Here is a 20,043-nt window from a genome sequence, read left to right as displayed (position 1 = left end):
GAAGGCGGTTGGCCACCAAAACGGAGCGGATCATTCGGGGATGAAGAAGGCTTGGTGGTTGCCATGTGCATTCGATCTGGTGGAAAGACCGGGCAACCATGCAGAGCGCCCCGCGATTCCGTTTACCCTGTGCCCGCCGGTGGCTGGCCCTTATCGTGCCGGCGGCGCTTGCACCAGTCCTGTTCGCCTGCTCGGCCAGCCAGCCGGCGCAGCAGCCGCTCTCGCCCCAGGCGCTGGCGGCGGTGATCGATGATCCCGGGGTGGAGCGCGAAGGCCTGGCCCGCGCGATCGACGCGCTGTTCATGGCCGATAGCGGCGCCTCCGCCCAGGGCGCGGGGGAAACCCGTGCCGTGATCGTGATGCGCGCCGGGCGCATCGTGGCCGAACGCTATGGCCCCGGCTATCACGAGAATACGCGTTTTGCCGGCGGCGGTATCGCCCGTTCAATCACGGCGGTCATGGTCGGCATGCTGGTATCCGACGGGCGGCTGCGCCTCAACGAAACCGCGCCAGTGCCAGCGTGGCAGCGGCCGGGCGATCCACGCGGCGAAATCACCCTGCGCCACCTGTTGCAGATGCGATCGGGCCTGCGCGAGGAACCGGGTGACGAGGCGCGCATGCTGTTTGGCGCCGGGCGCGACGATATGGCCGGCGCGGCCGAAGATCAGCCCCTGGCCGCAGAGCCAGGCGCCCGGTTCCAGGACGATGCCGCCAGCGGGATCATCCTGGCTGACCTGGCGGCGCGGGTGCTGGCCCCTGGTGGAGACGCCGATGCCCGGCGCCGCGCCGTGGCCGATTACCTGCGCACCCGCCTGTTCGAACCGGTCCAGATGCGCGGCATCGTGCCTTCGTATGACGCGCATGGCACGATGAACGGTGGCGCGATGATCGATGCCACGGCGCGCGATTTCGCCCGCTTTGGCGAGTTCCTGCGCAACCGTGGCGCAGTGCATGGGGCGCAACTGGTGCCCCGGCAATGGATCGAATTCATGGCCAGCCCCTCGCCCCGCGAAAAACAGTATGGTGCTGGGGTCTGGCTCAACCGCACGCCCACCGACAGCGAGCCGCGCCTGTTTCCCGCGCGTGGCCCGCGCGACATGATGGCCGCGCTGGGCGATGGCGGCCAGGCGGTGCTGGTGTCACCCGCGCGCAAGCTGGTGGTGGTGCGGCTGGGCGCCACGCCACGCGACGGCGATGCCGCGCTGATGGGCAAGCTGGGCGATATCGTCGCCCTGTTCCGCTAACGCCCGCCGAGGCCCACCAATTGGCGCGCGTCAGACCCTGGTGCTGATCGCGATCAGGCTGTCTGGCACAGCCGCGGCGGCATTGGCGCCGCGCGGAGTGAAGCGCCCTTGCACCTGGGCGCCCTGCTCGATGGTCAGGGTGTCATAGGTCACATCGCCCAGGATGCGCGCGGTCTTGCCCACGACCAGGTCGGCCACGGTGACCGCACCGTTGACCGTGCCAGCAAGGCGCGCGCTGCGGGCGGTGATCGCGCCGGTGATCACGCTGCTTTCACCCTGGACCAGCGCGGCGCAGGCCACATCGCCATCGACGCGGCCTTCCACATGCAGATCGGCCGCTGCGGTGATATCGCCCCGCACCGCCACGTCTGCGCCGAGCACGGAAAACGTGGCTGCACCGAGCGGTGCAGCGCGTTCAGTGCCCACCGTGGCCAGCTTCTTTGAAAACATCGGGCAGGGTCTCCAGGAACGGACGCGGATCGACCGGGCGATCGTTGATCCGCACTTCGAAGTGCAGGTGCGGGCCGGTGGAGCGGCCCGTGCTGCCGATCCGGCCGATTTCCACGCCGGGCGCCACGCGCTCGCCGGGCCGTGCCTCGATCCGCGACATATGGGCATAGCGGGTGACCAGGCCATGGCCATGATCGACTTCCACGCAATTGCCATAGCCCGAGCGCACCCCGGCAAAGCTGACCACGCCTTGGGCAGCAGCAAAGATCGGCGCGCCGGTCGGGCCCTTGAAATCGAGGCCGGGATGGAAGGCGCCACCGCCGGTGAACGGATCGGCGCGATAGCCAAACCCGCTGGAAATGAAATCGGCGCTGGCCGGCAGGGCATGGGGCAGGCGCGCCAGGCCCTGTTCCAGCGCGGTAAGCCGCGCCATGCTCTGCCCCAGGCGCGCCAGCGCGGGATCGTTGCCGCCCAGCGCGATCAGCGGACCACCCATGGCGCGCCGGCTGGCCGCTGTTCCGCGCAGCGGCGCCACTTGCGCGGGGTTGAGGCCGACCCGGCGGATCGCCGTTTCCGCCTGGCTGGCGCGCGCATCGGCATACTGCGTGAGCCTCGCCACGAAGGCCGCCTGGCGCATCGCCAGGCGATCGATGCCGGCCGCCATCGGATTACCCGCCGGCGGCATGTTGAACGACAGCGGCTTGGCACCCGGCGCGGCCGATGCATCGGCGGCGGGCAGATCGCCCAGCTGGCCCTTGACCAGCGTTTCGATCATCTCTTGCCGGCGCTCCAGATCCTGCAGCGTGCCGGCCACGCCATTGCGTGTGCGGGCGATATGGCGTTCGGCCTCGCTCACCGCCATTTCGCGCTGGCGCAAGGCAGCGGAATGACGCGCCGCCAGGATCTGCCCGGTCAGCATCGTGGCCATCGCCGCCAGCCACAGCAGCAACGCCAGCACCACCACGCCGGCCACGCCCATCTGCAGGCGGCCCGATACGCGGATGAAGCGCACTTGTCCCTGCGCCCGCATGAAGAATTCGCGATCGGGAAACCAGCCGCGCACCCGCGCCGGCAGTACGGTCAGCCAGGCGGTGGCACGGCGCCAGGGTGCGCGCGGCGCAGGCGGCGTGGCCGTGGCGCGCACGGTGTGAATCTCAGCAGGCGGCAAGATGTGTGATTATCCCAAGGCAAGACAGGTGATGAACAATCCTTGGGGCCGGGCGCTTATCGGCGGGAACCGCAGGAGTCGAATCCGGGGGCCGCAGCACGGGGCGGGCCGTGGCGCAAGGACGATGAATCGATTGCAACCCACCTCGCGCCCGTGACAGCGCCTGCCACCGATGGTAAGCCCCGCGCCATTATGTCGACCAAACCTCAGGAAATCGCCACCGAGTCCCCCCAGTCGCTGGTAGAGCAGCTGGCCCGGGCCGGCCGTGCCGCGCAAGCCGAACTGGCGCGCATGCCGGCGCCGGCCAAGGAAGCCGCGCTCAAGCTGGCTGCCGCCGCCCTGCGCCGTGCCGCACCGGAAATCCTGGCGGCCAATGCGATCGACATGGCCAATGGCACCACGCGCGGGCTGACCCCGGCGCTGCTCGATCGCCTGCGGCTGGACGAAGCGCGCGTTGCCGGCATCGCCGATGCCGTGGACCAGGTGGCCAGCCTGGCCGATCCGGTCGGGCAGGAGATCGATTCCGCCACGCGCCCCAACGGCATGGTCCTGCGCCGCGTGCGCGTGCCGATCGGCCTGATCGGCATCATCTATGAAAGCCGCCCCAACGTGACGGCCGATGCCGCCGCACTGTGCGTGCGCTCGGGCAATGCCGCCCTGCTGCGCGGCGGGAGCGAGGCGGTGCATTCCAACCGCGCGATCCACGCCGCACTGGTGGCCGGCCTGGTGGAAGGCGGCGTGCCCGCAGCGGCGGTGCAACTGATGCCCACGCAAGACCGCGCCGCCGTGGGCGCGATGCTGACGGCAGCCGGCCTGATCGACATGATCGTGCCCCGCGGCGGCAAGAGCCTGGTCGCCCGCGTCCAGGCCGATGCCCGCGTGCCGGTGCTCGCCCACCTCGATGGCATCTGCCACACCTTCGTCCACGCGGCGGCAGATCCGGCCATGGCCCAGGCCATCGTGCTCAACGCCAAGATGCGCCGCACGGGCATCTGCGGGGCGATGGAAACCCTGCTGATCGACGCGACCTATCCGGCGGCGGCAGCGCTGATCACCCCGCTGATCGAAGCCGGTTGCGAAGTGCGCGGCGATGCCCGCGCCCGCGCCATCGATCCGCGCATCGTGCCGGCGGCCGACAACGATTGGGACACCGAATACCTCGATGCCGTGCTCTCGGTGGCAGTGGTTGACGGGCTCGACGCGGCGCTCGCGCATATCGCGCGGCATTCCTCGGGCCATACCGATGCGATCATCACTGCCGATGCCGCAGCCGCCGCGCAGTTCCTGGCCCAGGTCGACAGCGCGATCGTCATGCACAATGCCTCCAGCCAGTTTGCCGATGGCGGCGAATTTGGCCTGGGCGCGGAAATCGGCATTGCCACCGGCCGCCTGCACGCGCGCGGCCCGGTCGCGCTGGAAGGGCTGACCACCTACAAGTGGCTGGTCCACGGCAGCGGGCAGGTTCGCCCCTGACACGCGGTGCTCCCCGGCTGACCGGCCTTCTGGGCGGCAGCTTCAATCCGGCACACGGCGGACACCGCCGGGTGAGCCTGTTTGCGCAAGCCGCATTGGGCCTGGACGAGGTGTGGTGGCTGGTTTCGCCCGGTAACGTGCTCAAGCCCGCCAAGGGCATGGCGCCGCTGCCGGCGCGGGTGGCCTCGGCGCGGGCAATGGCCCGCCGCGCCCCGATTCGAGTGACCGCGATCGAGCGCGAACTGGGCACCCGTTTTACCATCGACAGCCTGCGCGCGCTGGTGCGGCGATACCCGCGCCGGCGCTTTATCTGGTTGATGGGAAGCGATAATCTGGCCCAGTTCCACCGCTGGAAAAACTGGCGCGGCATTGCCCGCACCATGCCGATTGCGGTTATCGCCCGTCCGGGCTATGATGCAGCTGCGATGGCGAGCCCCGCCATGGTATGGCTGCGCCGATGGCGCCGGCGGTGCAGGCAGGAATGTGATGGCGCTCTTTGGTCCGATACGGGGCCAACCGGGGGTGCCGCCCTGATCGCCAGTTTCCCGCATGATCCGATGCAGGGCGTCCCAGCGCTCTCCATCCTGCGGTTCGATCCCGATCCCCGTTCCGCCACGGCCCAGCGCCTGGCAGAGCCTGATTGGGCGGACCGTATTTCCGTGACCGGCCTGCGCGATGGTGTCACCCACCGCCGCATTGTACCGGACCTGCGCGGAAGGAGCGGACGCTGAGCGTCTTGGCCGCCATCCCTGCTTCCCGGCACGCTTTTCCGGTTTTTCGGCTCTCCCGCCGTGCGCCCTGGCGCAAGGCGGCTTTGCCGTTGGATCGGGATGCGCGACCGGGCGTTGCGACCTTAGCCATCTTTCAATCGGAGTTTACCGCAAGCCAATGACCAGTGCCCAACCCCAGCCGGCAGATGCCGGCGCCGCTACCCCGGCCCCTTCTGCCGGCGCTCCTGCCAGCCTGTTCGAACTCGTCCTGCAATCGCTCGATGATGACCAGGCCCAGGACGTGGTGTCGATCCCCCTGGAAGGCAAAAGCTCGATCGCCGATTACATGGTGATCGGCTCGGGCCGCTCCACCCGCCAGGTCGCTGCCATGGCGCAGAAGCTGGCCGAGCGCGTCAAGCAGGCCGGTTATGGCCATGTGCGCATCGAAGGCCTGCCCGCGGCCGACTGGGTGCTGATCGATGCCGGCGACGTGGTCGTCCATCTGTTCCGCCCGGAAGTGCGCAGCTTCTACAACCTGGAACGCATGTGGGGCTTCGGCGACGCCGGCTCTGCCTGACATCGTCCTTCCCCTCCTCTCCAGAGGAGGGGTGAGGAGGGTGGCGGACGCCACCACCACCAACGCCTGAACCGGACGCTCATGCTCCTCCACATCATCGCCCGGGGAAAGATCGGCCGCTCGCCCGAGGCAGAGCTGGTCGATCGCTATGGCAAGCGGGTGACGTGGGGTTTCAAGGTGACCGAGCTTCCCGATCGGGGCGGCGCCTTGCCGCCGGTCACGGCCAATCCCACCCGCACCGTGGTCATGGACGAACGCGGCAAGCAGCTGACCTCGGCCGAATTTGCCAAGGTGCTGGGCCGCTGGCGCGACGATGGCGTGCGCGAGGCACGCTTCCTGATCGGCGCGGCCGATGGCCACGACGATAGCCTGCGCGACGGGGCCGATCTGCTGATTGCCTTTGGCGCGGCCACCTGGCCACACATGTTGGCCCGCGCGATGCTGGCCGAACAGCTGTGGCGCGCCACCAGCATCATCGCCGGCCACCCCTATCACCGCGAGGGATGATGGACGCGCGCCGCTCCCTGCTGCTGGCCACCGCCTTGCTGCTGCCGCTGGCTGCCTGGCAGATCGCCGGGGCCGGCGCCGCGCCCACCTATCAGACCGCCGGCGAAGCCGCTGCCGCCCTCGCCCAGGCGCAGACCGCCCTGGCCCAGGCCCGTGCCCGCGGTGAAAAGCTCGAAGCCCAGGCCCAGGCCGCCACGGCCGCTGCCGACAAGACCGCGCAGGAAGCCGCCGCGATCGCCGCGCGCATCCAGCAATCCGAGGCCGAGATCCGCATCGGCGAGGCGCGCATCGCCCTCATCGACAAGGAACGCGCCGACTTGCGCCTGCGCATGGCCGCACGGCAGGAGCCGCTGGTGCGGCTGACCGCCGCGCTGCAGCTGTTTGCCCGCCGGCCGCTGGCCTTCAGCCTGCTGCGGGCCGAATCCCTGCGCGATACGGTCTATCTGCGCGCCGTGCTGGAAACCATGGTGCCCGAAGTGCGCCGCCGCACCGCCAGCCTGCGCAGCGCGATCGTGCGTGGCCGGCTGTTGCAGGAACAGGCACGCAGCGAGGCCGCCCGCCTGCGCGCCAGCCAATCGGGCCTGGCCGAGCGGCGCCAGCAACTGGCTGCGCTGGAAAGCCGCCAGCGCATCGCCAGCCGCGCCGCCAACGGCACCGCCGGGCGCGAGGCCGACCATGCCCTGGCCCTGGCCGAACAGACGCGCGACCTGGCCGCGCTGATGCAGCAACTGGGCCGCGACGGGCAGATGCGCGATGTCCTGGCCGGGCTGCCCGGCCCGCTGCAACGCCCCGATCGGCCCGGTGCCGTGCTGATGGTCGAAGATGTCGATCCGCTGCTGCGCACCAGCAGCACGCTGATGTGGATCATGCCCGTTTCCGGGCGGGTGGTCTCGGGCTTTGGCGAGGCGGGACAGACCGGGCCGAACCAGGGGCTGACCATCGCGCCTGTTCCCTCGGCCCAGATCGTGGCGCCGGCCGCCGGGCGCGTGGCGTTTGCCGGGTCTTATCGCGGCTATGGCCAGATCGTGATCGTCGAGCATGCCGGCGGCTGGACCTCGCTGATCACCGGCCTGGGGCGGATCGACGCGGCCGTGGGCGATCGCGTGGTGCAGGGTTCGCCGCTGGGCATTGCCGCCCCGGCCAGCCCGGTGGTGAGCGTGGAACTGCGCAAGGACGGCGTGCCGGTCAACCCCTTGGCGGCCTTGCGCAATTGATCGCTTGGTGCGGCCCACGCGGCCTGTAACGCGCCGCCCACGCACAAACGGGAATCGGGTGCGCTCCATCTGGCATTCAGGCTTGCGGGGCTATACAAGCGGGCGGTCCGGCCCGCGCCGCGGCGCTTGGTTCTTTATCGAAGGTTCGATTGCAAACATGGCAAAACCGCTTGCTTCCCTGCTGCGTGCAACGGCCCTGGTCACGGCCGTCGCGGTTCTGCCCGTGGCCACGGCCGGCCTGGCAGCGGTGGATTCGCGCACCGCGCCGCAGTTCCAGAAGCTCGAGATGATCTATGCCAAGATCAAAGAGAACTATGTCGAGCCGGTGAACGACGATACGCTGATCAAGGGCGCGATCGACGGCATGCTGGCCACGCTCGATCCGCACAGCGCCTATCTGGAAGCGCGCGATTTCGAAAACCTGCGCACCCAGACCGAAGGCGCTTATGGCGGCCTGGGCCTGTCGGTCACGCTCGATGATGGCGCGGTGAAGGTAATCGCCCCGATGAAGGGCACGCCGGGCGACCTCGGCGGGATCAAGGCTGGCGACTATATCACCCACCTCGATGGCAAGCTGATCTATGGCGGCTCGCTTGACGATGCGGTGGACCAGATGCGCGGCGCACCGGGCACCAAGATCAAGCTTACCGTCTATCGCCCCGGCCGTGACGAGCCGCTGGACTTCACGCTGACGCGCGAGGTGATCAAGCTGCGTCCGGTGGAATGGAAGGTGAAGGACAACATTGGCGTCATCGCCGTGTCGAGCTTCAGCGAAAACGTTGGCAGCGAAGTGGCCCAGGCGGTCCAGTCGATTCGTGCCCAGCTGGGCAACAACCTAGCGGGCATCGTGCTTGATCTGCGCGGCAATCCGGGCGGCCTGCTCAATGAAGCAGTCTCGCTCTCCGACGATTTCCTCGACAAGGGCACGATCGTATCGCAGCGCGGGCGCGATCCGCAGGACAACGATATCTATTCCGCTCATCCCGGCGACGTGGCGCGTGGCCTGCCGATGATCGTGCTGATCGACGAAGGCTCGGCCTCGGCATCGGAAATCGTGGCAGGCGCGATGCAGGACCAGCACCGCGCGCTGATCATGGGCCAGCGCAGCTTTGGCAAGGGCAGCGTGCAGACGCTGATCCCGCTGGGCAAGGATTCCGCGCTCAAGCTGACCACCGCGCGCTATTACACGCCATCGGGCCGTTCGGTGCAGGAAGGCGGGATTGAGCCGGATATCACCGTGCCGCAGATTTCCGATCCCGACCTGCGCAAGCGCGCGTTGCGTTCCTATCGCGAAAGCGACCTGCGCCGTCACCTGATCAACGAGATCAAGGAAGACAAGGATCTCGAGAAGGACAAGATCGACGATCCGCGCTTCAAGATGACGCCCGAGGAGCTCAAGGCCAAGGGCATCGACGATTTCCAGCTCTATTATGCCGTCCAGACGCTCAAGCGCACCGCGCCCGGCGCGCTGGCTGCGCTGCGCAAGCGCTGATCCGGCCAGGAACCGCGCCATCATGACGATCGACCGCCGCTTTTCCGATGATCTTGCCCTGGCCCATGGCCTGGCCTTGGGCGTGCCGCTGGTAGCCATGGCCACGGCACTGGTGGCCCAATACGGTTTCGGCCTGCCGCCGTGCGAGATGTGCTGGTGGCAACGCTATGGCCACCTGGCGGCGATCGCGCTGGCGATCCTCGCGCTGTTGCGCCGTGGCCGCCCCGAGGCGCGCTGGCTGGTCCTGCTGGCCGCACTCGGCATCCTGTCGAGCGGCCTGATCGGCGCCTTTCACGCCGGGGTGGAATACCACTGGTGGGAAGGCCTCACCACCTGCTCGTCCAGCCATATCGAGGGCGATCCGCTCGCCGCGATCATGGCCGCACCCCTGGTGCGCTGCGACACCCCGGCCTGGACGCTGATGGGCGTAAGCATGGCCGGTTTCAATTTCCTGTTTTCCACTCCGGCCGCGCTGGCAATCCTGGGATTGCTCGCCAAGGGCCGCGGCAAGGGAGCCTGAAGCGATGTCCCGTCCCGATATTGGCCATCCCGATACTTCCCGCATGATCCGCGTGGACCAGGCCGGCGAATTTGGCGCCACCCGCATTTATGCCGGCCAACTGGCGGTGATGGGCGATCGCGGCCCGGATTCGGCCGAGATCGTCGAAATGGCCCGGCAGGAGGAAGACCACCGCGCCAAGTTCGACGCGATGATCGCCGAGCGCGGCGTGCGCCCCACGGCGCTGCAGCCGGTGTGGTCGGTCGCGGGCTTTGCCCTGGGCGCTGCCACCGCGCTGCTCGGCCCCAAGGCAGCGATGGCCTGCACCGCCGCGATTGAGACCGAGATCGACCGCCACTATACCGAACAGTTGGAAGAACTGGGCGACAGCGATCCCGAACTGGCCGACACCATCCGCCAGTTCCGCGATGATGAACGCGCCCATCGCGATGCCGCGCTGGCCGCTGGCGCCGAACAGACCCCGGCCTATCCGCTGCTGTTCAACGCCATTCGCCTGGGCTGCCGCGCGGCGATCAAGCTATCGGAACGGATCTGACGGAAAGCTGGTGAAAATCCGCGCCTTGCCCGGTGATGGCACAGGCGCCGGAGACCTTTTCACCGGTCTGCGCGTTGCCCCTTCATCTATCATTCACCGCCCCGTCAGCTTATGATGGGGCGACATGGGGGCGGCCCGCCCGCCTTTCCACGCGCTGGAGACGAACCGACAATGCGCCTTGCTGCCCACCCCCTGCGCCTGCTGGCCCCGGCCCTGCTGCTGTTTCCCGCGGTCATGCTGGGCGCCACCCCGGCCCAGGCCGCCCGCGCCCGCACGGCCGTGCCCGATGCCCAGCCGGCTGACGATGGCCCGCAGCAGGGCGACGAAAAGGTCAACCAGCTGATCATTTATGGCGATGACCCCTGCCCGGTTTCAACGGCCGAGCAGATCACCGTCTGCGCCCGCAAGGACGAGGCAGAACGCTTCCGCATTCCCGCCCCGCTGCGCGACAATCCCAACGATCCCAAGAACCAGACCTGGACCGACCGGGTGAAGGCCTATGAAACCGTAGGCGCGGCCGGGATCAATTCCTGTTCGCCGGTCGGCTCTGGCGGGGCGACCGGCTGCACCGCGCGCCTGATCCACGATGCCTATGCCGAAAAGAAGCAGAGCAGCGACGTGCAGTTCGGCAAGCTGATCGAGGAAGAACGCCAGCGCCGCCTGTCGACGATCGACAAGGACGCGGCCGAGGAACAGGCCCGCGTCGAAACGCTGGAAAAGGAATACGAGGCGCGCCTGGCCCGCGAACGCGATGGCACGCCCGCCCCCAGCACGCCGAAGCCGGGCGAGACCGCTCCCACACAGAACTGATCGCGGATCAGCGCGGTTCACGCGCTGACCTGGCCTCGAAACGAAAACACCCCAGGCCTTGGCCCGGGGTGTTTTTGCAGGTGGCAGTGGCCGCCGCGAGCGGCCGATCAGCTCAGCGCGATATCGGGCGCGTCTTCCTGCTTCATGCCGACCAGGTGATAGCCCGCGTCGACATGGTGCACTTCACCGGTAACACCGGCCGACAGGTCCGACAGGAAATAGAGGCCCGAGCCACCCACGTCCTCGATCGTGGAGTTGCGGCGCAGCGGTGCGTTCAACTCGTTCCACTTGAGGATATAGCGGAAATCGCCGATGCCGCTGGCGGCCAGGGTCTTGATCGGGCCGGCCGAGATGGCATTGACGCGGATGCCTTGCGGGCCGCAGTCGTTGGCGAGATAGCGCACGCTGGCTTCCAGCGCGGCCTTCGCCACGCCCATCACGTTGTAATGCGGCACGACCTTTTCCGCGCCGTAATAGGTCAGCGTGAGGATGGAACCGCCGTTGGGCATCATTTCGACCGCGCGCTTGGTCACGGCGACCAGGCTGTAGGCCGAAATGTTCATGGTCATCAGGAAGTTGTCGAGCGTGGTATCGTAATAGCGCCCGCGCAGCTGGCTCTTGTCGGAATAGCCGATCGCGTGGACGACGAAATCGATCGTGTCCCAGCGCGCCTTGAGTTCATCGAACGCCGCATCGAGCGCGGCCATGTCGGACACGTCGCAATCGATCAGGAAATCGCTGTCCAGGCTTGCCGCCAGCGGGCGCACGCGCTTGGCCAGCGCCTCACCCTGGTACGAGAAGGCGAGTTCGGCCCCCTGTTCGTGCAACTGGCGGGCAATGCCCCAGGCCAGAGACTTGTCATTGGCGAGGCCCATGATCAGGCCGCGCTTTCCCTTCATCAATCCGGTCATGCGCCCTCGTACGCTCCTGCACCTTCGGGCCATGATCTGTTCGGGCGTTCCATCAGGAATGGCGCTGAACGGACCTTGGCCAACCGGGTCTTCATTCTGGTTTGGTCGCGCCAGCCTGGCGAATGGCCCGCGCGCGATTATCTACCTGGCCCAGCATGTCTTGCTCCTCCGGTGTTTCGGCGAGCGCGGCATTGAGTTCGGCACCTATTACCATCCCTATGCCGACCAGCCAGAAAAAGAAAAGAGCGATCATCACCCCGGCGAGGCTGCCATAGGTCAGATCATACGAGAAAACCGAAGCGAGGAGTTTGGGCAACAGGATGGAAACGCCCAGCCACCACGAGGAGACGAACAGCGCGCCGGGCCACTTGGGATAGCGATTCGAACGATAGGCGCTGGGCGTAAGCGACAGGAACAGCAGCCACAGCGCGCCGAACAGCACCAGCGTGGGCAGGAAGCGCCCGGCCGCCAGGCCATCGACCCAGGCGCCAAACTGCGGCAGGCGGGCCACGATCACTTCCTGCGCGGCGCCGATCGCCACCTGCGCCAGGATCGAAACGAGAATCAGCACGACCGAGGCGATGATCAACCCGGTGGACATCAGGCGATAGCGCCAGAACGCATGCTCCCACTGCGTGCCATAGGCGCGGCGCAGGATATCGCGGATGGTTTCGACCAGGCTGCTGACGGTCCACAGCCCGACCAGCCCGCCGATCCACAGCAGATGCCCGGTGCGCGCCTCTACGGCGGCACGGGCCACCGGTTCGATCGTGGTTGCCACCACGCGCGGCAGGGCCATCAGCACGGTGTTGATCGCGGCGGTGCGCTGGCTCGTCTCGCCGATCAACGAAAACAGCGCTGCCCCGGTGATGAAGAACGGAAACAGCGCGATCAGCACCATGTAGGCGAAATTGCCGGCATGGATGAAGCCGTCGTTGATCACCCCGGTCCACACCCGCTTGAGCAGTTCATAGGCGCGGGCGCCGGGGCGCAGCTCGTCGCGCACCTCGTTGAATTCTGCGCGGAGACGGTGGTGCAGGGCGGCGCGGCGCCGCGCCTCGGGCGAAAGATCGGGCACGAGCGGCTTGGCGCCCTGCGGCACGCCGGGCACCTGATCGGCATAATCAGGATCGATTTCGTTGTTCATCAAGTGCGTAATGCACAAATGCGCTGCCTGGCTCCCGCCTTTGGGGCCGGCAGCGCCCGCATCGGCGATCAGACGCCCAGGCGGGCGCGGGGATTGCGCGTATCGTGCCAGCCGGCCAGCCGCGCCTTGAGATCAGCATCATCGGCCGGCAGATCGATCTGCAAGGTCACCAGTTGGTCACCCCGCTCACCATCCTTGCGCGAGAATCCCTTGCCCTTGAGCCGCAGGGTGCGACCGCTGCTGCTGCCCGGCGCCACCGTGAGCATGACCGCACCATCGACGGTGGGCACCTTGACCTTGGCCCCGCCAACCGCCTCTTCCAGGGTGATCGGCAGATCGAGGCGGATATTGTCGCCATCGCGCACGAAGAACGGATGGGGCGCGATCTCGATCGTGACCAGTGCATCGCCCGCGCCGCCGGGGCCGGGTTCGCCCTTGCCGGCCAGCCGCATCTGCTGCCCGGATTCGACGCCGGCAGGCAGCTTCAGCTCGATCGTGCTGCCCGAAGACAGCGTGACCCGCTGCGCCGCGCGCGCCGCCGCTTCCACGAAGGGCACCTGCAGGCGATAGCTGACATTGGCGCCCTTTGGCGGGGGAGGCCGCCGGCCCCCGCCAAACCCGCCGAAGCCGCCGCCTGCGCTGCCACCGCCCATGCCGCCGCGCCCACCGAACAGGCCCTCGAACAGGTCCGAGAGGTCTGGCCCGTCGCCGCTTTCAAAGCCGCCATCGTGGCGAAAGCCGCCTTGCCCGCCGCGAAAACCGCCCGCGCCGCCGCCGAACCCGCCGCCAAAGGGCATGGCCGGGTTGCCATCGGCATCGATCTCGCCACGGTCGAACTTGGCCCGCTTGTCCTTGTCGGACAGCAGGTCATAGGCGCGCGTCACTTCGGCAAAGCGCTCGGACGCCTTGGGATTGTCCTTGTTGTGATCGGGGTGCAGCTCCTTGGCGAGCTTGCGATAGGCCGATTTCACGTCCTTTTCGCTCGCACTGCGCGCCACACCGAGAATGGAATAAGGGTCTGCTGCCATGGTGACCTAGCTAGGGATAGGGGCGCTTGCCCGCAAGGCTCGCTTTCAAGATGATAGCTTGGCGGTTACACGGCATTGACCCAAGTCATCGCGGGAATGGATGCATGGCTTCCATACTGCCCGCCTCCGATGCCGCAGACAGGACCATTGCCCGTGACCGAACAGACCGCCTTTGAACCGGGCCAGGACGCCATTCCCCACGGCGATCCCTTTGCCATCTTCGAAGACTGGTTCGCCGCCGCCAAGGCCAGCGAACCCAACGATCCCAATGCCATGGCCCTGGCCACGGCCACGCCCGACGGCGCGCCATCGCTGCGCATGGTGCTGCTCAAGGGCCATGGCGCCGATCTGGGACCAGCCTTCGGCGGGGCCGGCGGCTTTGTCTTCTATACCAATTTCCACAGCCGCAAGGGTGGCGAACTGGCCGCCAACGCCCAAGTCGCACTGCTGTTCCACTGGAAAAGCCTGCGCCGCCAGGTGCGCATTGAAGGGCCGGTGGTGGAAGTGAGCCCGCAGGCCGCCGATGCCTATTTCGCCAGCCGCCATCCCGAATCGCGCCTGGGCTCGGCCGCGTCGGACCAGTCGCGCGTGCTGCCCTCGCGCCAGGTCTATCTCGATCGCGTGGCCGCCTTGCGGGCGCAATATCCCGACGGGAACGTGCCCCGTCCGGCGCACTGGTCGGGCTATCGGGTAGAGCCGCGCGCCATCGAGTTCTGGCAGGACCGCGATTATCGCCTGCACGAACGCCGCCGCTTCGTGGCCGATGGAAACGGCGGCTGGACCAGCAACCTGCTTTATCCGTAAAGGGGCGGGATGACCCAGACTGCCCCCGCCCCTGCCCCTACCCCTGGCCCCGCCACCGCCACCCACGCAGACCTCAATCGCCGCGCGGCCATGGCCAGCAGTGCGGTGGCGCTCCTGCTGCTCGGGCTCAAGGGCTGGGCGGTGGTGCAATCGGGCTCGCTCGCCATGCTGGGCAGCCTGGCCGATACCGCGCTCGATCTGGTGGCGAGCCTGGCCACGCTGCTGGGCGTGTGGATCGCGGCCATGCCCGACGATCACAACCACCGCTTCGGCCATGGCAAGGCCGAGGCACTGGCGGCGCTGTTCCAGGTCATCCTGATCTCGTTTTCGGCGCTCGGCCTCGCGTGGCGCGCGGTGACGCAGTTCCTGGCCGGCGCCCCGGCGATCGAGGCCGAATCGGGCATCGTCGTCTCGGTGATCGCGATGGGCGCAACGATCGCCCTGCTCGCCTACCAGCGCATGGTCATCGCGCGCACCGGCAGCCTGGCGATCAGCACCGACAACGTACACTACAAGTCAGACCTGCTGCTCAACCTGGCGGTGATCGCCGCCTTGGTGATCGAGCATTACCTGCATCTTGCCGGCACCGACGCGGTCTTTGCCTTTGGCATCGCGCTCTGGCTGGCGTGGGGTGCATGGAACGCCTCGCAAGAGGCCGTCGATCAGCTGATGGACCACGAATGGCCGATCGAAAAGCGCGAGCGCTTTCTCGAAGTGGTCGCCCAGCATCCCGAGCTCAAGGGCCTGCACGACCTGCGCACCCGCACCAGCGGCAACCGTGATTTCGTGCAGTTCCACGTCTGGGTCGATGGCACGATGACCGTGGCCCAGGCCCATCGCGTGATGGACGAGATCGAGGCGCAGCTGATGGCCGAGTTTCCCGGCGTGGAAGTGCTGATCCATCCCGATCCCGAAGGCCACGTCGATGAAGCAGGCCTTGGCGCAACCGACCTGCTGGCGCCCGGTCCCAACGGCGAAAGCCCGGCTCTCGCCGTGCAGGGTGGGCCGGCCGAGGGATAGGGCCGGCGCGCCCTTCGACAGGCTCAGGGCGAACGGGATCATGGCGCAACATTGAAACCCGTTCGGGCTGAGCTTGTCGAAGCCCCTAGGAAGTCGAGCGCAGCGCTGATGCCCTTCGACAAGCTCAGGGCGAACGGAGGTTGGGTGATTTTCGCCAACTCTGAAGACGATGGGGCTTTTTTAACGCTGGCGTTGTAGGTCAGGGTCATGGGGTTTCATCGAGCTTGGGCTTGGCTGGCGGATGGGCGCCGCACGGTGATCGTGCTGTTTGCGCTGGCACTGGGCTTGCGCGCATTGGCGATTCTGGCGGCGGTGGAGCCGACATCCGACGCCGCCTGGTATTTCTCGCGCGCGGCGATGATGGCGCAGGGTCGGGGTTATCTGGGCGATCATGGCGCGCCCACGGCCTATTGGCCGCCGGGCTGGCCACTGGCGCTCAGCCTGGTCTTGCGCATCTCCGGTCCGTCGATCTGGGCGGTCGGCCTGTTCAATTTGGCGCTCTCGGCGGCAGCGGGCTGGTTCACGCTCGATCTCGGGCGGCGGCTGGGTGGCAGCGAGGCGGCGGGGCGCATCGCGCTGCTGCTCTGGGCGGTCTATCCCAATGCCGTGCTCTATGTGCCGCTGGCGCTGACCGAGGTGTTTTACACTACGCTGCTGCTGGCGCTGTGCTGGATCGTGGTGGCGCGCAGCGGGTGGGGCTGGACGATCCTCGCGGGTATGGTGCTGGGCCTCGCCACGCTGGTCAAGGCACAAAGCCTGATCCTGGCGCCGCTGCTGCTGGGTATCGCCTGGCTGCGCGCGCCAGCCTTGCGGCAGCGGCTGCCCGGCATTGTCGGCCAGGGCCTGGTGATCGGCGCCGCCGCCCTGCTGGTGATCACGCCCTGGACCGTGCGCAACCATCGCGCGCTGGGCGCCTGGGTGTTTGTTTCCACCAACGGCGGCATCACCCTGCTGACCGGCAACAACGATAGCGCGCGCGGCACGTTCACCCCCGATGACGCGGTGGTCAAGGCGCTCGACGCCCGTACCGACCTGTCGGAACTGGCCTATGATGCGCAGGCCAAGGCACTGGGCATGGCCTGGATCAAGGCCCACCCGGCGCGCTTCATCGCGCTGATGCCGGCCAAGTTCGTGCGCCTGTGGGGCCCGGATGGCGAAGGGCAGTGGGCCTATGAAACCGGCTCCTGGGCCTTTGCCGCTGCGCCCCACGCCTTTCTGGCGCTGCGCCTGGCCAACCAGGCCTGGTACTGGGCGCTGCTCGCGCTGTTCGTGGCGGCTTTTCCGGTGATGATCCGCGCCCGCCGCCGCGCCGGTCTTGGCCTGGTCGACTGGTGGCTGCTGCCCTATGGCATTGCCGCCTATCCCAGCCTGATCGCCGTGGTCTTTTCCGGGCAATCGCGCTTTCACTATCCGGCCATGCCGTTCGTGTGCATCATGGCCGCCTGGCTGATCGCGCGGCTGCTGCTGGCGCGTGACAGAGCCGCCGCGCTGCGCTAAAGGCGCTGGCCATGCACCCGGCGGTTTGCCTTTGCACGCTCACTACCACCACCCCGGCTTGCCGGGGGTGGAATCGCCTGCGCGCCTGACCGGCGCCTGCGCGAAGCCACCGCCCCGGTTCGGGCGGAATGGCATCTTCCTCCCGGATCACGCGAAACCCCAGATGCCGCCCCTTTTTCCGCCGCGGCACTTGTGCCATGGCCCGCGCCATATCCCGTAAGAGAGATCCGATGTCAGACCTGCTCAAGATCACCCTGCCCGATGGCTCGCTGCGCGAAGTGGCGCCGGGCACCACGCCGGCCGATATTGCCGCCGCGATCGGCCCCGGCCTGGCCAAGGCCGCGATCGGTGCGCGCGTGAACGGCGAGCTGTTCGACATCACCCGCCCGTTCGAAGGCGACGCACAGCTCGCGCTCGTCACCGCGCGCGACGAGGCCGACGCGCTGGAACTGGTGCGGCACGACTATGCCCACGTCCTGGCTGAAGCGGTGCAGGCGCTGTTCCCCGGCACCCAGATCACCTTCGGCCCGGCCACGGACGATGGATTCTATTACGATTTTGCGCCGGTCCGCCCGTTTACCGAGGAAGACCTGCCGGCGATCGAGGCGCAGATGCGCAAGATCATCGCCGCCGACAAGCCGCTGCGCCGCGAGGCCTGGAGCCGCGCCGACCTGATCGCCCGCTGGACCGAGCAGGGCGAAACGTTCAAGGCGCAATGGGCCGCCGAACTGCCCGAGGGCGAGGAGCTGACGGTCTACTGGTCGGGCAACGACTGGCTCGATATGTGCCGTGGCCCGCACCTGGCCTCCACCGGCAAGCTCGATCCCAATGCCTTCAAGCTGACGCGGGTCTCGGGCGCCTATTGGCGTGGCGATCAGAAGAACGCGATGCTCAGCCGCATCTATGGCACCGGCTGGCTCAACAAGAAGCAGCTTGATGCGCACCTTCACCGCCTGGAAGAAGCCGCCAAGCGCGACCACCGCAAGCTTGGCGCGGAGATGGACCTGTTCCACCTGCAGGCCGAAGCACACGGCTCGGTGTTCTGGCACCCCAAGGGCTATCGCATCTGGCGCGAGCTGGAAGCCTATATGCGCCGCGCGATCGACGGCGCCGGCTATCGCGAGGTCAAGACCCCGCAGGTGATGGACGCACGCCAGTGGGAGCAATCCGGCCACTGGGGCAAGTATCGCGAAAACATGTTCGTGATCCCCGACGAGGTGCCAAACACCGACGATGAGGGCCCGGTGATCAGCGGCGAGGCCGACTGGATGGCCTTGAAGCCGATGAACTGCCCGGCGCACGTGCTGATCTTCCGCCAGGGCCTCAAGTCCTATCGCGAACTGCCGCTGCGCCTCTATGAAAACGGCTGCTGCCACCGCAACGAGCCGCATGGCGCGCTGCACGGGTTGATGCGCGTGCGCCAGTTCACCCAGGACGACGCGCATATCTTCTGCCGCGAAGACCAGATCGTGGACGAAGTGCGCGCGTTCTGCGAACTGGCCGACCGCATCTACAAGGACTTCGGCTTCACCTATTCGATCAAGCTCGCCCTGCGCCCGGAAAAGCGCTTTGGCAGCGAAGAGATGTGGGACAAGGCCGAGGCCGAACTGCGCGATGCGGTCGCCACCGCCGGCCTCGCCACGCCCGAATATGGCTGGGAAGAACTACCCGGTGAAGGCGCGTTCTATGCGCCCAAGCTGGAATGGCACCTGACCGACGCGATCGGCCGCACCTGGCAGGTCGGCACGATCCAGTCTGACCGCGTGCTGCCCGAACGGCTCGACGCCGGCTACATCGCCGAAGATGGCGAGCGCCATCGCCCGGTCATGCTGCACCGCGCGATCTTCGGTTCGTATGAACGCTTCATCGGCATCCTGATCGAGCATTTCGCCGGCAAGCTGCCCACCTGGCTGGCGCCGACGCAGGCGGTGGTCGCCACCATCGTGTCGGACGCCGATGGTTATGCCGTGGAAGCGACCGAGGCGCTGCGCGCCGCCGGCATCCGCGTGGAGAGCGACACCCGCAACGAAAAGATCAACTACAAGGTGCGTGAGCACTCGCTGCAAAAGGTGCCGTACCTGCTGGTAGTGGGCAAGCGCGAGGCCGAGGAAGGCACCGTGGCAATCCGCCGCCTGGGCGAACAGGCACAGCAGGTCTTGCCGCTGGCCGAGGCCATCGCCCTGATCAAGCAGGATGCCCTGGCGCCCGACCTGCGCGGCTGACGCGCCAGCCAGGCACCAAACATAACGGAAAAAGGGCGCGTCGGCTTGGCCGGCGCGCCCTTTTTCATGGGCATGGCCAGAGCCTTATTGCAGGGTTACCGCGCCATCATCGGAATCGCGGCGGCCAAAGAACTGCATCAGCTGGATCAGCAGTTCGCACCGCGTCGCCAGGTTTGGCGCTTCGAGCAGGGCCTGCTTGGCCGCCACGTCGAACGGGGCGATCTGCGACACGCCGTTGATCAGCGACTGGTCATCCAGCCGCGCCACCGAATCCCAATCCACGGCATAGCCCTGGGCATCCGCAAAGCTGCGCGCCTCGCGCTCGAAGCCGGCACGCTCCACCGCGCTCAACGCTTCGCCCAGGTCATCGCTGAGCAGTTCGGCCTCCACCTGGCGGAACGGGGTTTTGGCATCGAGTTCGCGCAGCACGCGAAAGCGCGCGATGCCCGAGAGGACGATGTTGTAGCGTCCGTCTTCCAGCGCCTCGACATCCTCGATCTTGCCCACGCAGCCCACCTGAAACAGCGGCGCGCCATCGTTCGCCGACTGGGGCTGGATCATGGCGATGCGGCGATCACGCGCCAGGGCATCAGACACCATGGCGCGATAGCGCGGCTCGAAGATGTGCAGCGGCAGTTGCAGGCCGGGAAAGAGCAGCGCGCCCGACAGCGGGAAGATCGAAAGCCTGACCGTGCCGATCGCGCCGCCCATCGC

The 20,043-nt window shown here is 67.6% G+C and carries 21 protein-coding genes; 14 read left to right on the top strand and 7 right to left on the bottom strand.

Annotation, left to right across the window (positions count from 1 at the left end; translation table 11 throughout):
- Positions 1-155: 155 nt before the first annotated feature.
- The gene (locus C8K14_RS09130; protein ID WP_233250992.1) at positions 156-1,244 is read left to right on the top strand and encodes a serine hydrolase; all 1,089 of its coding nucleotides are present in this window, start codon (positions 156-158) and stop codon (positions 1,242-1,244) included.
- Positions 1,245-1,274: 30 nt separating this feature from the next.
- Here the strand turns inward: C8K14_RS09130 and C8K14_RS09125 are convergent, their stop codons facing one another.
- Together C8K14_RS09125 and C8K14_RS09120 are read right to left on the bottom strand one after the other, a co-directional pair.
- Complete coding sequence (locus C8K14_RS09125; protein ID WP_233250991.1) at positions 1,275-1,670, bottom strand: polymer-forming cytoskeletal protein; 396 nt, start codon at positions 1,668-1,670, stop codon at positions 1,275-1,277.
- Complete coding sequence (locus tag C8K14_RS09120) at positions 1,660-2,862, bottom strand: M23 family metallopeptidase (protein ID WP_233250990.1); 1,203 nt, start codon at positions 2,860-2,862, stop codon at positions 1,660-1,662. The genes C8K14_RS09125 and C8K14_RS09120 overlap by 11 nt, the downstream gene beginning before the upstream one ends.
- A gap of 192 nt (positions 2,863-3,054) precedes the next feature.
- Between C8K14_RS09120 and C8K14_RS09115 the strand changes: the two genes are divergently transcribed.
- The 9 genes from C8K14_RS09115 (at position 3,055) to C8K14_RS09075 (ending at position 10,700) form a co-directional block, all read left to right on the top strand.
- On the top strand, positions 3,055-4,335 hold the full coding sequence (locus C8K14_RS09115; protein ID WP_062783707.1) for a glutamate-5-semialdehyde dehydrogenase: 1,281 nt from the start codon (positions 3,055-3,057) through the stop codon (positions 4,333-4,335).
- Complete coding sequence (locus C8K14_RS09110; protein ID WP_082350087.1) at positions 4,299-5,066, top strand: nicotinate-nucleotide adenylyltransferase; 768 nt, start codon at positions 4,299-4,301, stop codon at positions 5,064-5,066. The genes C8K14_RS09115 and C8K14_RS09110 overlap by 37 nt, the downstream gene beginning before the upstream one ends.
- A gap of 157 nt (positions 5,067-5,223) precedes the next feature.
- Entirely contained in the window at positions 5,224-5,622 is a 399-nt protein-coding gene (gene rsfS / locus C8K14_RS09105) for a ribosome silencing factor (RefSeq protein WP_022675756.1), read from the top strand.
- Between the two features lie 81 nt (positions 5,623-5,703).
- Entirely contained in the window at positions 5,704-6,129 is a 426-nt protein-coding gene (locus tag C8K14_RS09100; RefSeq protein WP_107716431.1) for a 23S rRNA (pseudouridine(1915)-N(3))-methyltransferase RlmH, read from the top strand.
- A complete protein-coding gene (locus C8K14_RS09095; protein WP_233252668.1) occupies positions 6,129-7,343 on the top strand; it encodes a murein hydrolase activator EnvC in 1,215 nt (404 codons plus the stop codon). Before C8K14_RS09100 ends, C8K14_RS09095 begins: the two co-directional genes overlap by 1 nt.
- A gap of 157 nt (positions 7,344-7,500) precedes the next feature.
- The gene (locus C8K14_RS09090) at positions 7,501-8,835 is read left to right on the top strand and encodes a S41 family peptidase (protein WP_043609469.1); all 1,335 of its coding nucleotides are present in this window, start codon (positions 7,501-7,503) and stop codon (positions 8,833-8,835) included.
- A gap of 22 nt (positions 8,836-8,857) precedes the next feature.
- Positions 8,858-9,355, top strand: a complete 498-nt coding sequence (locus C8K14_RS09085) for a disulfide bond formation protein B (protein ID WP_022676694.1) — start codon at positions 8,858-8,860, stop codon at positions 9,353-9,355.
- Positions 9,356-9,359: 4 nt separating this feature from the next.
- Positions 9,360-9,890: a demethoxyubiquinone hydroxylase family protein gene (locus C8K14_RS09080; protein WP_054131742.1), complete on the top strand. Its 531-nt coding sequence runs from the start codon at positions 9,360-9,362 to the stop codon at positions 9,888-9,890.
- Positions 9,891-10,061: 171 nt separating this feature from the next.
- Entirely contained in the window at positions 10,062-10,700 is a 639-nt protein-coding gene (locus C8K14_RS09075; protein WP_233250989.1) for a hypothetical protein, read from the top strand.
- 107 nt (positions 10,701-10,807) lie between these two features.
- On the opposite strand, the gene fabI is transcribed toward C8K14_RS09075, so the two are convergent.
- The 3 genes from fabI to C8K14_RS09060 form a co-directional block, all read right to left on the bottom strand.
- Positions 10,808-11,611 carry an enoyl-ACP reductase FabI gene (fabI, locus tag C8K14_RS09070; protein ID WP_022676699.1) on the bottom strand — a complete coding sequence of 268 codons (804 nt, stop codon included), beginning with the start codon at positions 11,609-11,611 and terminating at the stop codon, positions 10,808-10,810.
- Between the two features lie 91 nt (positions 11,612-11,702).
- Positions 11,703-12,758, bottom strand: coding sequence for a YihY/virulence factor BrkB family protein (locus C8K14_RS09065; RefSeq protein WP_022676700.1), 1,056 nt, complete (start codon positions 12,756-12,758; stop codon positions 11,703-11,705).
- 68 nt (positions 12,759-12,826) lie between these two features.
- Positions 12,827-13,786 (bottom strand): DnaJ C-terminal domain-containing protein, encoded by a 960-nt coding sequence (locus C8K14_RS09060; protein ID WP_062783450.1) that lies wholly within the window; start codon positions 13,784-13,786, stop codon positions 12,827-12,829.
- A 153-nt stretch (positions 13,787-13,939) separates the two neighbouring features.
- Between C8K14_RS09060 and pdxH the strand changes: the two genes are divergently transcribed.
- Both pdxH and C8K14_RS09050 read left to right on the top strand, forming a co-directional pair.
- Positions 13,940-14,590 (top strand): pyridoxamine 5'-phosphate oxidase, encoded by a 651-nt coding sequence (gene pdxH, locus C8K14_RS09055; protein WP_233250988.1) that lies wholly within the window; start codon positions 13,940-13,942, stop codon positions 14,588-14,590.
- 9 nt (positions 14,591-14,599) lie between these two features.
- Positions 14,600-15,610, top strand: coding sequence for a cation diffusion facilitator family transporter (locus tag C8K14_RS09050; RefSeq protein ID WP_107716428.1), 1,011 nt, complete (start codon positions 14,600-14,602; stop codon positions 15,608-15,610).
- A gap of 38 nt (positions 15,611-15,648) precedes the next feature.
- Here the strand turns inward: C8K14_RS09050 and C8K14_RS22625 are convergent, their stop codons facing one another.
- Complete coding sequence (locus tag C8K14_RS22625; RefSeq protein WP_158271888.1) at positions 15,649-15,819, bottom strand: hypothetical protein; 171 nt, start codon at positions 15,817-15,819, stop codon at positions 15,649-15,651.
- On the opposite strand from C8K14_RS22625, the gene C8K14_RS09045 reads away from it, so the two are divergent.
- Together C8K14_RS09045 and thrS are read left to right on the top strand one after the other, a co-directional pair.
- Complete coding sequence (locus C8K14_RS09045) at positions 15,818-17,107, top strand: glycosyltransferase family 39 protein (protein ID WP_107716427.1); 1,290 nt, start codon at positions 15,818-15,820, stop codon at positions 17,105-17,107. The two genes, C8K14_RS22625 and C8K14_RS09045, sit on opposite strands and share 2 nt — an antisense overlap.
- A gap of 230 nt (positions 17,108-17,337) precedes the next feature.
- Entirely contained in the window at positions 17,338-19,329 is a 1,992-nt protein-coding gene (gene thrS, locus C8K14_RS09040; RefSeq protein WP_062783435.1) for a threonine--tRNA ligase, read from the top strand.
- Between the two features lie 84 nt (positions 19,330-19,413).
- On the opposite strand, the gene C8K14_RS09035 is transcribed toward thrS, so the two are convergent.
- Positions 19,414-20,040, bottom strand: a complete 627-nt coding sequence (locus tag C8K14_RS09035; protein ID WP_107716526.1) for an LON peptidase substrate-binding domain-containing protein — start codon at positions 20,038-20,040, stop codon at positions 19,414-19,416.
- Between the last annotated feature and the right edge of the window lie 3 nt (positions 20,041-20,043).

Source organism: Novosphingobium sp. GV079, from assembly GCF_003058045.1.
GTDB lineage: Bacteria > Pseudomonadota > Alphaproteobacteria > Sphingomonadales > Sphingomonadaceae > Novosphingobium > Novosphingobium capsulatum.
The sequence above is the reverse complement of the archived record's forward strand: the minus strand, read 5'-3'. Positions and strand labels throughout refer to the sequence as shown.